This window comes from Streptomyces sp. NPDC043908 (assembly GCF_056435525.1).
Window position 1 is genome coordinate 17843 of record NZ_JBWKEI010000022.1, and the last position, 14452, is coordinate 32294.

The 14452-nt window shown below is 74.0% G+C and carries 9 protein-coding genes, 2 tRNA genes and 1 other RNA gene; 9 read left to right on the forward strand and 3 right to left on the reverse strand.

What is annotated here, in order from left to right; all coding sequences use genetic code 11:
- Positions 1 to 5: 5 nt before the first annotated feature.
- The 3 genes from AC069K_RS33085 to sigJ all read left to right on the forward strand — a co-directional run bounded on the left by AC069K_RS33085 (position 6) and on the right by sigJ (position 2691).
- Complete coding sequence (locus AC069K_RS33085) at positions 6 to 929, forward strand: cation diffusion facilitator family transporter (RefSeq protein ID WP_365104382.1); 924 nt, start codon at positions 6 to 8, stop codon at positions 927 to 929.
- Between the two features lie 74 nt (positions 930 to 1003).
- Entirely contained in the window at positions 1004 to 1780 is a 777-nt protein-coding gene (locus AC069K_RS33090; RefSeq protein WP_358836146.1) for an SDR family oxidoreductase, read from the forward strand.
- Complete coding sequence (gene sigJ, locus AC069K_RS33095) at positions 1777 to 2691, forward strand: RNA polymerase sigma factor SigJ (protein WP_478622290.1); 915 nt, start codon at positions 1777 to 1779, stop codon at positions 2689 to 2691. The genes AC069K_RS33090 and sigJ overlap by 4 nt, the downstream gene beginning before the upstream one ends.
- Before the next feature lie 105 nt (positions 2692 to 2796).
- On the opposite strand, the gene AC069K_RS33100 is transcribed toward sigJ, so the two are convergent.
- Together AC069K_RS33100 and AC069K_RS33105 are read right to left on the reverse strand one after the other, a co-directional pair.
- A complete protein-coding gene (locus AC069K_RS33100; RefSeq protein ID WP_478622292.1) occupies positions 2797 to 4635 on the reverse strand; it encodes a GmrSD restriction endonuclease domain-containing protein in 1839 nt (612 codons plus the stop codon).
- Positions 4636 to 4964: 329 nt separating this feature from the next.
- Positions 4965 to 5052, reverse strand: a tRNA-Ser gene (locus AC069K_RS33105).
- Positions 5053 to 5123: 71 nt separating this feature from the next.
- Here AC069K_RS33105 and ffs point away from each other — a divergent pair.
- The 6 genes from ffs (at position 5124) to AC069K_RS33135 (ending at position 14306) form a co-directional block, all read left to right on the forward strand.
- Positions 5124 to 5222, forward strand: an RNA gene (ffs, locus tag AC069K_RS33110) — signal recognition particle sRNA small type.
- A 243-nt stretch (positions 5223 to 5465) separates the two neighbouring features.
- On the forward strand, positions 5466 to 7742 hold the full coding sequence (locus AC069K_RS33115; RefSeq protein ID WP_478622293.1) for a DNA polymerase III subunit gamma and tau: 2277 nt from the start codon (positions 5466 to 5468) through the stop codon (positions 7740 to 7742).
- 61 nt (positions 7743 to 7803) lie between these two features.
- Positions 7804 to 9060 (forward strand): phosphoribosylamine--glycine ligase, encoded by a 1257-nt coding sequence (purD, locus tag AC069K_RS33120; protein WP_478622295.1) that lies wholly within the window; start codon positions 7804 to 7806, stop codon positions 9058 to 9060.
- 352 nt (positions 9061 to 9412) lie between these two features.
- Positions 9413 to 11107 (forward strand): hypothetical protein, encoded by a 1695-nt coding sequence (locus AC069K_RS33125; RefSeq protein WP_478622297.1) that lies wholly within the window; start codon positions 9413 to 9415, stop codon positions 11105 to 11107.
- Positions 11108 to 11819: 712 nt separating this feature from the next.
- A complete protein-coding gene (locus AC069K_RS33130; protein WP_478622299.1) occupies positions 11820 to 13283 on the forward strand; it encodes a N,N-dimethylformamidase beta subunit family domain-containing protein in 1464 nt (487 codons plus the stop codon).
- 111 nt (positions 13284 to 13394) lie between these two features.
- On the forward strand, positions 13395 to 14306 hold the full coding sequence (locus AC069K_RS33135; protein ID WP_478622301.1) for a phosphoribosylaminoimidazolesuccinocarboxamide synthase: 912 nt from the start codon (positions 13395 to 13397) through the stop codon (positions 14304 to 14306).
- A gap of 52 nt (positions 14307 to 14358) precedes the next feature.
- Here AC069K_RS33135 and AC069K_RS33140 read toward each other — a convergent pair.
- A tRNA-Gly gene (locus tag AC069K_RS33140) sits at positions 14359 to 14431 on the reverse strand.
- Positions 14432 to 14452 lie beyond the last annotated feature (21 nt).

A 14452-nucleotide genomic window follows, 5' to 3' on the forward strand; every position in this document is an offset into this window, starting at 1 on the left:
GCCGTATGGGCCAGGACCACGGACCGGTGCCCCCGGCCGCGGGCACCCTGAGCGGCACGTTCCGCAGCCGGCTGCTGTGGACCATCGGCATCAGCGCGTCGATCACCCTCATCCAGGTGGCCGGCGCGCTGCTCTCCGGCTCGCTCGCCCTGCTCGCGGACGCCGCGCACAGCCTCACCGACGCGGTCGGGGTCGCGCTGGCGCTCGGCGCGGTCACCCTGGCCCAGCGGGCGCCCACGCCCCGGCGCACCTTCGGCTTCGTCCGGGTCGAGATCTTCTCGGCCGTCCTGAACGCCCTGCTGCTCGTGGCGGTCTTCGGCTGGGTGGTGTGGTCGGCGGCCGGACGGTTCAGTGAGCCCGTCGAGGTCGAGGGCGGGCTGATGTTCGCGGTCGCGGTGGGCGGGCTCGCGGCGAACCTGGTGGGGCTGTGGCTGCTGCGGGACGCCAAGGACCGGAGCCTGAACCTGCGCGGCGCCTATCTGGAGGTCCTCGGCGACGCGCTGGGCTCGGTCGCGGTGATCATCGGCGGTCTGGTCATCCTGCTGACGGGGTGGCAGGCCGCCGACCCGGTCGCCTCGCTGGTGATCGGCGTACTGATCGTGCCGAGGGCGTACGGACTGCTCCGCGACGCCCTGCACGTCCTGATGGAGGCGGCCCCGGGGGACGTGGACCTCGCCGAGGTGCGCCGGCACCTGCTGGAGGAGCCCGGGGTGCTGGCGGTCCACGATCTGCACGGCTGGACCGTCACCTCGGGGATGCCGGTCCTCACCGCCCATGTCGTGGTGACCGACGAGGCGCTGGCGAACGGGTACGGCGCCCTGCTCGGCCGCCTCCAGGCCTGCGTCGGCGGCCACTTCGACGTGGCCCATTCGACCCTCCAGCTGGAGCCCGAGGGGCACTCCGAGACGCCCGGTGCACTGCACAGCTAGTGGAACGCTTGCCATCGGACCGGGGGAGCGGTACGCCCTTGTCACATCCGGGCCCGGCGCGTCGTCCTAGGGACATGGACATCGCCATTGCGGGAGGGACGGGGACGCTGGGAAGCCGCGTCGCCGAGGAGCTGCGTACGCGGGGGCACCGCGTACGGGTGCTGAGCCGCAGGTCCCGGGAGTACCCGGTCGACCTGACCACCGGGGAGGGGCTGATCGACGCCCTTGCGGGGTGCGACGTCGTGGTGGACGCCTCCAACGCGCACGGGTCGTCCAAGGGGGCGTCCCGCACGCTGGTGGACGGGACGCGGCGGCTGCTCGCCGCCGCGCGGGCGGTGGGCGTACAGCACCACGTATGCGTCTCGATCGTGGGCTGCGACATGGTGCCGATGGGATATTTGCAGGTCAAGGCCGAACAGGAGTGGGTCGTCCGGGAGGGCAGGGTGCCCTGGACGATCGTCCGGGCCACCCAGTTCCACGAGCTGCTCGCCTCGGCGCTGGCGTCGGCCGCCAAGTGGGGCGTGGTGCCGGTGCCCCGGGCACGGCTGCGCACGGTCGCCTGCATGGAGGCCGCGTGGGTGGTCGCGGACGTGGCCGAGGGGGTGCCGCACCGGGGGCGGATCGAGATCTGCGGGCCGGAGGACACCGATGTGCGCGAGATGGCCCGGGTGTGGCGGGCGGTCACCGGCCGCAAGGCCGTCCTGATGCCGGTGCCGCTGCCCGGCCGTACGGGGCAGGCGCTGCGGGCGGGCGCGCTCACCATCGAGCGGCCGGACGTGCGCGGCACCATGTCGTTCGGGGAGTGGCTGCGGACCGAGCAGGTCTGGGCGAGCGTCGCGGGGACGCGGTGAGCGCGGGGGCAGGGCGCGGACCGCTGTCCGGCGAGGACGGACTGGCCCGCGCCTTCGAGCGGGAGCGGCCCCGGCTGCTGCGGGTCGCCTACACGACGACGGGGTGCCTGGCCGAGGCCGAGGACTGCGTCCAGGAGGCGTGGCTGCGGCTGCGGGGCCTGGAGGACCCGGGCGCCGTCCGCGATCTGCGCGCCTGGCTGACCACGACCGTGGGCCGGCTCGCCCTGGACGCGCTGGGCAGCGCCCGTGTGCGGCGCGAGCGGTACGTCGGCACCTGGCTGCCCGAGCCGCTGGTGGAGCACGCCCCGGCCGAGCAGGACCCGGCCGACCGGGTGACGCTCGACGAGTCGGTGTCGATGGCCCTGATGATCGTCCTGGACGAGCTGTCGCCCGCCCAGCGCACCGCGTTCCTGCTGCACGACGTGTTCGGGCTGCCCTTCGAGGAGGTCGCGGGCGTGGTGGGCCGCACCCCGGCGGCCGTACGCCAGCTGGCCTCCCGGGCCCGGCGCCACGTCGACGCCAGCCGCCCGCACCACCCGGCCGGATACGCCCGCCAGCGCGAGCTGGTCAGCGCCTTCGGCAAGGCCTGCCAGGAGGGGGATCTGGAGCGGCTGGTCTCGCTGCTCGACCCCGAGGTGGTCTGGCGCGGCGACGGCGGCGGCAAGGTGACGGCGCTGCACGGGATCGTGCGCGGCGCGGACAGCGTGGCGCGCGGCATCGTCGCCCTCACCCGGGCGCACGTACCCCCGGACGGCCTCCGCCTCGCCCACGTCAACGGCGCTCCCGGCCTCGCCCTCCACCACTGGGACGGGGCCCGCACGATCGTGGCGATCACGGTGGACGGCGGCCGGATCACGTCCGTGGACGCGATCCGCAACCCGGACAAGCTGCTGCACGTACCGGAGGCGTGACCTCTCGGACCCGCCGGGGAGGCCCTGTGCCACGCCGACCGGTGGGCCGCCTCACCCGAGCCGCTCCGAGGGCGCGGCCACGCTCCTCGGGGCGGCTCTCCGGGCTCACAGGTCGTCGGTGTCGTCCGCCGGATCGTCGCTGTCGTCCGGCTTCTCCGCGCTCCCCGCGTCGATCGGGATCGGCTTGCCCATGGCGTTCGAGATGCTGCGGAGCAGCGCCGCTCTCCGGGCATCGAAGAATCCGTCGAAGTCGTCCGTGACCAGGAGTTCCGGTTCCGTCAGATGGGAACGGACACGTTCCGCGACGCCCTCGTGAGGGGTCTGTGCGGCTTTCACCAACCGGGTCAGGTACTCGGAGGGGGCCACGCCACCGAGGATCCTGTTGGTACGGGCGGTCAACGGGGTCTTGTTGATGATCGAGTTGTAGACGGCCGGGGAGTGCCCGGCCTTTTCGCACCACGCCTTGGGGAAGATGTGGTGGATGTCGATGGACTCGTCGAAGTAGCCGTCGACCTCCGCCTTCTCCCCGGTGCGCCAGTCCATGGCGCCCGCCTTGAGCAGAAGGGCGTAGATGCCCTTGTAGGCCGCGCTGTTGCGGGTGCGGAGCGTCAGGAGGCGCCCGGGGGCGAACTGCGCCGTGGTGACGGTCCGGGGCTCCGCCGCGTCCTTGCGGATCCAGTCGACGACGTCCGGCAGATCCTGGCTGAAGCGGGTTTCGGTCGAGCCGCCGTACAGCTCCCCGAACACACCGCACCAGTACCAGCGGGCCAGCTTGTCCTGTGCCCCGGCGCTCTGCGCGGCGTCCCCGGCCAGGGCGAAGATCGCGGCGAGCGGGATCAACTGGGTCCCGTAGGGCAGGAACTTCGTGTCGAAGAGGAACTGCCGGTGCAGGAACTTCGCCGCGGCCTTGAATCCGGCGATGACGGAGGGCGCGAACCGTACGTAGTCTTCGAGAGAGAGGGCGAGCATGTCCCTGCGCTTGCAGCCGATGCGCGGCAGCCGCTCCTCCTCGGTCCCGCGTTCGGCTTCGTGCCGGCGGCGCTCGGCGGTGGCCAGCAAGGTGACCGCCTGGAGGAAGTCGGTGTTGGAGACCTCGCGCAGGATGCGGTACTTCGGTGCCTTCCAGGCGGGACGGCACTCCCGCTCCCAGTGGTTGCGCAGATCGAACTCGTCCGCCGCGTAGGTGGCGGTCAGCAGCTCGAAGACGGTCAGGGTGACACCGCCGGTGTTGACCTTCTCGAAGACCTGGCACACCGCCTGGCGCGGGGTCGCCTGCCCGAGTTCGATGACCGGTACGTGGTAGCGGTCGAAGGGGCGGACGAACGCGTCGTTGAAGTCGCGCCACAGTTTGAACTTGTCCGGGTCGCTCTGCCAGTGGGCGATGAAGGCGTAACCCCAGTCCCCGCCGTCGAAGACCGCGTGCAGCGGGAAGAGGAGCGACTCGTATTCACGCTCGGGAGTCGAGTAGTCCTCGACGACCTGGCCCCGGAAGTTGCGGACCTTGCGCGTCTCGGGCAGAAACCTGATCGCGTCCTCGCGATCGCTGTTCTCGTCGAGGGCCTGGACCATGTCGACGTAGAACCAGCCCGAGACCTGTTGCCTGCGCACGTCCTGGGTCACCACCGGACCCCTCAGCTTCAGGGACTGGAACAGCGACGTCAGCCGCTGCTGTCCGTCGAGCACCAGCGAATCGGGCTCGGGCTCACCGACCGGTGTGGCCCCCTCGATCGGCCGGTACTTGAACCGGACGTCGCCGCCCGCCTTGAGCAACATGACGGTGCCGACGGGATAGCTCAGCGAGATCGACGCGAGGAGGCCGGCGATGTTCGGGTAGGGCCACACCCATCCCCGCTGGAACTCGGGGAGTTGGGCCTTCCCGACCGCGACCTGGTGCAGCAGGTCTCGTAACGGTCGCTTGTCGATGCTGAACGCTTCATCGGCCACAGTGGCTCCTTGGGGGCTGCCGGTCACCAGCGGGGGGGGGCGCCCGAGGGCGGCCGTTCCGTGTCACCCGAAAACTACTGTGTGCCACGACGACAGGTGCCCGATCGGCAGAACAGCACCCCCTCGGCCGGGGCACGAACGCAGTGCGGCGGTGACAGCGCTCAGGCCAGTGGCCTCCGGGGGATCACTCCCCCAAGTGGCCAAGACGGCCGACGAGGGCGGCCCGAAGGGCGCCGTCGGGCTCCGTTGAGACTGGAGATGAGACTACGTACGAAGAAGGGCCCCACCGCGAACGGTGGGGCCCTTCGACATCGTGCCCGGTGAGGCACTGGCGGAGGATACGAGATTCGAACTCGTGAGGGGTTGCCCCCAACACGCTTTCCAAGCGTGCGCCCTAGGCCACTAGGCGAATCCTCCGCCGCAAACAATACAAGACGCTGAGGGGTGCTCGCGAACTCGTCCCCCGGTCAGGGATCGGGTACCCTGTGCGGAGCCCCTCACGTGGCGCTATCTGACTGAACTCCCCCAGGGCCGGAAGGCAGCAAGGGTAGGTCGGCTCTGGCGGGTGCGTGAGGGGCGCTTGCGTTTGCGGGGCAGGGACGGGATCCAGCGGATGGGCCCCGGGAGGGCGGCCCCCGGGAGAGCGGGCCTCGGGGCTGGGGCTGTCACGGGGTGACCGGCGAGGGCGGCTTCGCGGGACTGGCCGAGGCGGCTCCCGGACCGGCCAGGTGGCTGCCGGGTGGCTCCCGGGCCGGCCAAGGTGGCTCCCGGGACCGGTGAGGGCGGCTTCGCGGGGCCGGTTGTCAGTCCGCCCCGATAACCTCGTAGGTGTGTCGTCCCTTGCGCTGTACCGCCGCTACCGCCCGGAGTCCTTCGCCGAGGTCATCGGGCAGGAGCATGTCACCGACCCGCTGCAGCAGGCGCTGCGGAACAACCGGGTCAATCACGCGTACCTGTTCAGCGGGCCGCGCGGCTGTGGAAAGACGACCAGCGCCCGGATCCTGGCCCGCTGTCTGAACTGTGAGCAGGGGCCCACGCCCACTCCGTGCGGCGAGTGCCAGTCCTGCCGGGACCTCGCGCGCAACGGCCCCGGCTCCATCGACGTCATCGAGATCGACGCCGCCTCCCACGGTGGCGTGGACGACGCCCGTGAGCTGCGCGAGAAGGCCTTCTTCGGGCCCGCCAGCAGCCGGTACAAGATCTACATCATCGACGAGGCCCACATGGTCACCTCGGCGGGGTTCAACGCCCTGCTGAAGGTCGTCGAGGAGCCGCCGGAGCACCTGAAGTTCATCTTCGCCACCACCGAGCCCGAGAAGGTCATCGGGACGATCCGGTCGCGGACCCACCACTACCCCTTCCGGCTCGTCCCGCCCGGGACGCTGCGCGAGTACCTGGGCGAGGTCTGCGGGCAGGAGGGCATCCCCGTCGAGGACGGCGTGCTGCCGCTCGTCGTGCGCGCCGGGGCCGGCTCCGTGCGTGACTCGATGTCCGTCATGGACCAGCTCCTCGCGGGCGCCGCCGAGGACGGTGTGACGTACGCCATGGCCACCGCCCTCCTCGGCTACACGGACGGCTCCCTGCTCGACTCCGTGGTGGACGCGTTCGCCTCCGGGGACGGCGCCGCCGCCTTCGAGGTCGTGGACCGGGTCATCGAGGGCGGCAACGACCCCCGCCGGTTCGTCGCCGACCTGCTGGAGCGGCTGCGGGACCTCGTCATCCTCGCCGCCGTGCCGGACGCCGGGGAGAAGGGGCTCATCGACGCGCCCGCCGACGTCGTCGAGCGCATGCAGGCCCAGGCCTCCGTCTTCGGCGCCGCCGAGCTCAGCCGCGCCGCCGACCTCGTCAACACGGGGCTGACGGAGATGCGCGGCGCCACCTCGCCCCGGCTCCAGCTGGAGCTGATCTGCGCGCGCGTGCTGCTGCCCGCCGCGTACGACGACGAGCGCTCGCTCCAGGCCCGGCTCGACCGGCTGGAGCGCGGCGCCCACTTCCAGGCGGGATCGGGCCCCGCGATGGGGTACGTCCCGGGGGCCGGGGCCCATCCGCCGATGCCGCCCACGGTCCAGGCCGGCCCCGGGGCCGGCAGTGGCGGCGCCGAAGCCGCCCGGGCCGCCGCGCGCGCCCCGCAGGCGCCCGCTCCGGCCGCCCCGCCGGTGCAGGCCCCGCCCGTCCAGGACCAGCCCCCCGCCCCCGCCGTCCCCCCGGTCAAGCCCCAGGCCGCGCCCGTGCCCGCTGCCGCGCCCGCCCCCCAGGCCCCCGCCCCGGGCGCCTGGCCCGGTGCCGCCGCCCTCGGTGGCCAGAGCAGTACCGGACAGGGCAGCACCGGCCAGGGTGGAGGGGCCCAGCGTCCCGGTGGCTGGCCCGGCGCCGGAGGTTCCGGTGCCGGCGGCGCGGGCCCCGCCGCCCCCGCCACCTCCGCGCAGCCCCCGGCATCGGCCCCGGCCCCCGCGCCCACCCCCGCCGCCAACCCCGGCAGCGCCGTCCACGTACGCAACATGTGGCCGGACATCCTGGAGGCCGTGAAGAACAAGCGCCGCTTCACCTGGATCCTGCTGAGCCAGAACGCGCAGGTGGCCGGATTCGACGGCACCACCCTCCAGCTCGGGTTCATCAACGCCGGGGCCCGGGACAACTTCGCCAGCAGCGGCAGCGAGGAAGTCCTGCGCGGAGTGCTCGGCGAGCGCTTCGGGGTGCAGTGGAAGGTCGAGGCGATCATCGACCCGTCCGGCGGCTCCCAGCCCCCGGCCGCGGCGGGCAACTTCGGCGGCTCGGGCGGCGGCGGCAACCCCGGTGGATACGGGACGCAGGGCGGCGGCTTCGCGGCCCCCGCCCCCTCCCGCCCGCAGCCCACGGCCCCCGCCCCGGCCGCCCCCGCTCCCGTACAGCAGTCGCCGCAGGGCTCCCCGCCCCCGAGACCGCAGGGGTCCCGGGCCCCGCACGACTCCCACTCCGCGCCCCTGGCCCAGGAGCCCCCGCCGGTGCGCCCGGAGGACGACGTCCCGGAGGACGACGACCCGGACCTGGTGGACAACGCGCTCTCCGGCCACGACCTCATCGTCCGCGAGCTCGGCGCGACGGTGGTGGAGGAATATACGAACGAGTAGCGGCCCGGGGTTCGGCGACCCGTACGAGGGAGGATCCCCCACGGCGGCTAGGCTGGCTGCCGTGAAGGTCCTTGTCATCGGCGGCGGCGCCCGCGAGCACGCCCTGTGCCGTTCCCTGTCCCTCGACCCCGACGTGACGGCGCTGCACTGCGCCCCCGGCAACGCCGGGATCGCGGAGGTCGCCGAGCTCCACCCCGTGGACCAGCTGGACGGCGAGGCGGTCGCCCGCCTCGCGGCCTCGCTCCACGCCGACCTGGTCGTCGTCGGCCCGGAGGCGCCCCTGGTCGCCGGCGTCGCCGATGCCGTACGGGCGGTGGGCGTCCCCTGCTTCGGCCCGTCCCGCGAGGCGGCGCTGCTGGAGGGCTCCAAGGCGTTCGCCAAGGACGTCATGGCCGCCGCCGGTGTGCCGACCGCCCGCAGCTATGTGTGCACCACCCCGGCCGAGATCGACGAGGCGCTGGACGCGTTCGGCGCCCCGTACGTCGTCAAGGACGACGGTCTCGCGGCCGGCAAGGGCGTCGTCGTCACCGAGGACGTCGAGGTCGCGCGGGCGCACGCGCTGGTCTGCGACCGGGTCGTCATCGAGGAGTTCCTCGACGGCCCCGAGGTCTCGCTCTTCGCCATCACGGACGGCGTCACCGTGCTGCCGCTCCAGCCCGCGCAGGACTTCAAGCGCGCGCTCGACGGCGACGAGGGCCCCAACACCGGCGGCATGGGCGCGTACTCGCCGCTGCCCTGGGCCGACCCCAAGCTCGTCGACGAGGTCATGGCGAGCGTGCTCCAGCCGACCGTCGACGAACTGCGCCGCCGCGGCACGCCGTTCTCCGGCCTGCTGTACGCGGGTCTCGCGATGACCTCGCGCGGGGTGCGCGTGATCGAGTTCAACGCCCGCTTCGGCGACCCCGAGACCCAGGTCGTCCTCGCCCGGCTGAAGACGCCGCTCGCGGGCGTCCTGCTGCACTCCGCCAACGGGACGCTGGACGCGCAGCCCCCGCTCGCCTGGCGCGACGACGCCGCCGTCACGGTCGTCGTGGCCTCGCACAACTACCCCGGTACGCCCCGGACCGGCGACCCGATCGAGGGCCTGGACGAGGTCGCGGAGGCGGACGCGCCGCACGCGTACGTCCTGCACGCGGGGACGCGGCGCGAGGGCGGCGCGGTGGTGAGCGCGGGCGGACGGGTCCTCTCGGTCACCGCGACCGGAGCGGACCTGACGCAGGCCCGGGAGCGGGCGTACGCGGCACTCGGACGCATCCGGCTGGACGGCTCACAGCACCGTACGGACATCGCCCGGAAGGCGGCCGACGCGCAGGCGTGACGCGCCCGCCACCCCGGCCCCGGCCCGGGGCGCGGCTCCCCGCCGGGGCCGCGCCCCGGGCCTTTTCGTCGATGGACGGCACCGGCGGCCCGCCGCCCGCCGAACCCCGGCCCGTCCCGATGGCCGACCTTGCCGGCCCCCTTCCGGAGGCTCGTTCCCGACCCCAACCCCACCCCAAAGCCATTCCATCGAGTGACGGGTGGGCCATCCGGATGACGGGTGGCGGGGGCGCAACTAGGGTGCGGCGGGAGCGGTCCGGCACTTGGGTCACCGGCATTGCGATGTCGGTGGGGGGTGCCACAGTGGGGGAGTGAGCAACGCCGACGCAGGGCAGAGGGGGTGACGTCCGGCCGTGTCCGGTTCCGGGATGGGTGATGAGGCGGGCGCGCGGTCCGCGCGCTCGCGGGCGCTGGCCGTGCTGCGGGTACGCAGCCGGGCGCTGGCCCTGGCTCTGCTGCCGGCCGCCGTCGCCGTGGTCCTGCTCGTCGCGGACGTGCAGGGCCGGATCGACGGGCGCGGCTGGGACACGGCCCGCTGGGCGGTGACGGGCGCGGCGGCCGTGGTGCTGCTGGCCGCCGCCGTGGTCACGGCCGTGATCGTCCGGGCGAGGCCCGCCCTCTCCCCGACGGTCGAGCTGGCCGAGTCCTCGGCGCCGGATCTGTACCGGTTGGTGCGGGACCTGGCCGACCGGCTCGACGTGCCCGCGCCCTCGGCCATAGCGCTGACCCCGGACTGCGACAGCTGGCTGGAGGACCGCACACATCCGGCCCATTCCGTACGGGGCGGGCGCGGCGGTGCCGGTGCGCGCGGGCCGGGCGCCCGCGGGATCCGGGGTGCCCTGCGGGGCATACCCGGGATGCGGCGCCGTACCGACGCCGCGCCCGTCCTCGTCATCGGGTCGCCGTTCCTGTGGTGGATGCGGGTCGGGGAGCTGCGGGCCATCCTGGCGCCCGTGGTGGCCGGCACCGGACCGTCCGCGCAGCCCGACATAGCCTCCGCCCGCCGTTTCGTCCGAGGCCTGGACGCGGCGGTCGCCGTGACCAGCGGGCCCGGCGCGCGGCGGGGGGCGCGGCTGGTGCTCGGCTTCGTCGGGCCCGTCGCCCGGCTGCTGCTGCGCGGCTGCCGGACGCACGCCGCAGAGATGGAGCGGGGGGTCGCCGCGGCGGCCTCCGAGCGGGCCCAGGACGTGGACTACGGACTGCGGATCGTCGCCCAGGAGCAGGTCGGGCTCGCCTACGCGGGCTGGGACCGGCTGCTCACCCGGGTGGCCGTTCCGGCCTGGCGGATGGGGCGGTGGCCGTCCCGGCTGGACGCCGGGGTGGTCTCGGCGCTGACCGAGCTGTCGCGGCGGGACCGGCTGGCGGAGGGGTTCGCGTCCCGGCTCGGGGAGCGGCCCGCGTGCGATCTCCTGGAGGAGCCGGGGGTGGCCGACGAGGCGGCCTCGCTGCTGGCGGCCCGGCTCTTCCACGGCGGTCCGGCCGAGCCCGGGCCCGACTGGTCGCCGGTGGAGTGGCAGCACTACCCCGAGGAAGTCGTCGACCGGAAGTGGCGCGCGGAGGCGGCGCGCCTGCACCGGGTGCTGGACGGGATGGGTACGGCACCGGGCGCGGAGCCCGCCGCGCCCGCCGCGCCGACGCTGGCGCGGGTGCTGGAGCATCTGACCGGCGCCGGGCAGGACGGGGCGGCGCTGGCGGCCGGGATCGAGGCCGAGGTCGCCGTGGAGGCGGCGGCGGCCGGCCCGTCGGTGCCGTCGGCCGATCTGTGGGGCGACTGTGTCCCGCTCTTCCCGCTCCAGCCGCCGCGTACGGGACGGGATCTGCTGGCCGACCACGTCACCGCGATGGTGTGCTGCGCGGCGGTCGACACGGCCGGGGCGGCGCCCGGGCTGGACTGGCTGGACGGGCCGGCGCTGCTGGTCGACGGGGAGCGGAAGGGGGATCTGGGGGCGCGGGTGCTGGCGCTGCTGGAGGAGGGGGATGTGGAGCCGTTGCGGCGATGGTTGGTGGGGGTGGGGGTTCGGGCGGAGAAGCCGGTGCGGCTGGTGTGACGGGGGTTTGGCCCCTCCCCTCCCCTTCCCCAAACCCTCCGGGGGGCAAGGTCGATCCCCGGGGACTACGCCCCCGGCCCCCCAAGCGGGGGCTGCGCCCCCTGCACCCCTGCTTCGGGGCTCCGCCCCCCACCCCTCGCGGGGGCTGCGCCCCCTGCACCCCTGCTCCGGGGCCCCGCCCCGCACCCCTCGCGGGGGCTGCGCCCCCTGCACCCCTGCTCCGGCCCTGGCTGGGGGCTCCGGGCCCGGGCTCGCTTACGAGGCTCCGCCCCGGACCCCTACGCGGGGGCTGCGCCCCCTGCACCCCGCCTCGGGGCTGCGCCCCCGGCCCCGGCCGGGGGCTGCGGGCCCGAGTCCCCTTACGGGACTTCGCCGCAACCCCCGTGCACCGGGCTGGCCGCCCCCTGCACGCTGCATCGGGCTCTGCCCCAACCCCCGTCGCGGGGGCTGCGCCCCCTGCACCCCGCCCCGGGGCTCCGCCCCGGCCCCGGCCGGGGTCTGCGGGCCGCGGTCCCCTCAACGGCCCCGCCCCGCCCCGCCCCCCCGGGGGCCCGGCGACCCGCCAGGACCCCCCCATATCCGGAACCCCGACCTCCACATCCCGTCAATTCGCGACGAACAGTGACGGAGTGCGTGCGTTATGTGATGTGCTGGAGACCGGCCGCTGACCGGTGGAGTCGGGGGAGGCGGGGGAGAGAAGGAGGGAAGGGGTATGGGGGCGGAGCAGATCCGGCGGTGGGAGTCGGGGGCGCTCGCGCACGCGGTCTCCGATCCCTTCGGACAGGGGCCGTTGCCCTGGCTGCGCGGTGGGGAGCACTACTTCGACGACACCGGGCACGTCGTGCCCTGGTACGTCGAGCCCGCCCGGCTCGGTCTGGGGCGGGCGTCCGGGCCCCGTACCGCCGACGACGTACGCAAGCAGATCAAGGGGTTCGCCTCCACGGGGGCCGTCGCGCCCGGCGAGGCGATCGACTTCCACATCACCGTCGACCCGCCGCAGCAGTTCTCGGTCGACATCTACCGCATCGGGCACTACGGGGGTGACGGGGCCGCCCACGTCGCCACCAGCCCCCGGCTCGCCGGGATCGTGCAGCCCGCGCCGCTCACCGCGAACCGGACCGTCTCCTGCCACCACTGGTGGCTCTCCTGGCGCTACCAGGTCCCCTCGTCCGCCGCGATCGGCGCGTACGTGGCCGTGCTCACCACGCTCGACGGGTACCGGTCGCACATCCCGTTCACCGTGCGCGACAACCACCCGGCCGATCTGCTGCTCCTGCTCCCCGACATCACCTGGCAGGCCTACAACCTCTTCCCCGAGGACGGCCGCACCGGCGCCTCGCTCTACCACGCGTGGGACGGCGAGGGGCGCCTCCTCGGGGAGGAGGACGCCGCCGTCACCGTCTCCTTCGACCGGCCCTACGCGGGCGCGGGCCTGCCGCTGCACGTGGGGCACGCGTACGACTTCATCCGCTGGGCCGAGCGGTACGGATACGACCTCGCCTACGCCGACACCCGCGATCTGCACGCCGGACGCGTCGACCCCACCCGGTACCGGGGCCTGGTCTTCCCCGGCCACGACGAGTACTGGTCGGCCCCCATGCGCCGCACGGTCGAGCTCGCCCGTGAGCACGGCACCTCGCTGGTGTTCCTCTCCGCCAACACGCTCTACTGGCAGGTCGACCTCGCCCCCTCGCCCTCCGGGGTCCCCGACCGGCTGCTGACCTGCCGCAAGCGGCGCGGGCCCGGCAAGCCGGCGCTGTGGCGCGAAGTGGCGCGGGCCGAGCAGCAGTTGCTCGGGATCCAGTACGCGGGGCGGGTGCCCGAGCCGTCCCCCCTGATCGTGCGGAACGCCAAGCACTGGCTCTGGGAGGCCACCGGCGCGGGCGAGGGCGACGAGATCGACGGGCTCGTGGCGGGCGAGGCCGACCGCTACTACCCGCGCACCGCGCTCCCCGAGCACCAGGACCGCATCCTGCTCGCCCACTCGCCGTACCGCGACAGCGAGGGCGCCGTCCGGCACCAGGAGACCTCGCTCTACCGGGCCCCCTCCGGCGCGCTGGTCTTCGCCTCCGGCACCTTCGCCTGGTCCCCGGCGCTCGACCGGCCCGGCCACACCGACCCCCGCATCCAGCGCGCCACCGCCAATCTCCTCGACCGGATCTGCAAGCGGGACTAGCGGGCCCAGCGGGACTGGCCGCACCGGCGACGGGAAGAACCCCCGTCGCCGGGTACTCGTCGCGTGCGAGAGAATCGGAAGCGCTCCTGGATCAATCTACGCGGAGGAACCGTGTCCGGATTTGTAGAAAAGCCCGAGCCGAGTCAGGTCCCGGGCCTCACCCACCTCCACACGGGCAAGGTCCGCGACCTCTACCGGAACGAAGCCGGCGACCTGGTGATGGTCGCCAGCGACCGGATGTCCGCGTACGACTGGGTGCTGCCGACCGAGATCCCCGACAAGGGCCGGGTGCTCACCCGGCTCTCCCTGTGGTGGTTCGACCGGCTGGCCGACCTCGTCCCGCACCACGTGCTCTCCACCGACCTCCCCGAGGGCGCCCCCGCCGACTGGGCCGGGCGCACCCTGATCTGCAAGTCGCTGCGGATGGTCCCGGTGGAGTGCGTGGCGCGCGGCTACCTCACCGGCTCCGGCCTCGTGGAGTACGACGAGTCCCGTACCGTCTGCGGGCTCGCCCTGCCCGAGGGGCTCAGCAACGGCTCGGAGCTGCCCGCGCCGATCTTCACGCCGGCCACCAAGGCGGCCGTCGGCGACCACGACGAGAACGTCAGCTACGAGGAGGTCGCCCGCCAGGTCGGCGCGGAGACCGCCGCGCTGCTGCGCCAGACGACGCTCGCCGTCTACGGCCGGGCCCGTGACATCGCCCGGGAGCGCGGGATCGTGCTGGCCGACACCAAGTTCGAGTTCGGCTTCGAGACCGTCGACGGCGAGGACCGGCTCGTCCTGGCCGACGAGGTCCTCACGCCCGACTCCTCGCGGTTCTGGCCGGCCGAGACCTGGGAGCCGGGCCGCGCGCAGCCCTCGTACGACAAGCAGTTCGTGCGCGACTGGCTGACCTCCGCCGCCTCCGGCTGGGACCGCCACGGCGAGCAGCCGCCGCCCCCGCTGCCGCAGGAGGTCGTGGACGCCACCCGGGCCAAGTACCTGGAGGCGTACGAGCAGCTGACCGGCACCAGCTGGAGCTGAGCGCGCGCACGAAGAAGCCCCCGGTCACCAGACCGGGGGCTTCTCCTCACTGAGCGGACGACGAGATTCGAACTCGCGACCCTCACCTTGGCAAGGTGATGCTCTACCAACTGAGCCACGTCCGCATGCGCCGTAGCGCGCAGCTA

Coding starts and splice junctions, on each gene's coding strand:
- AC069K_RS33085 (WP_365104382.1), top strand. CDS start 6: ATGGGCCAGGACCACGGACCGGTGCCCCCGGCCGCGGGCACCCTGAGC.
- AC069K_RS33090 (WP_358836146.1), top strand. CDS start 1,004: ATGGACATCGCCATTGCGGGAGGGACGGGGACGCTGGGAAGCCGCGTC.
- AC069K_RS33130 (WP_478622299.1), top strand. CDS start 11,820: ATGGGGGCGGAGCAGATCCGGCGGTGGGAGTCGGGGGCGCTCGCGCAC.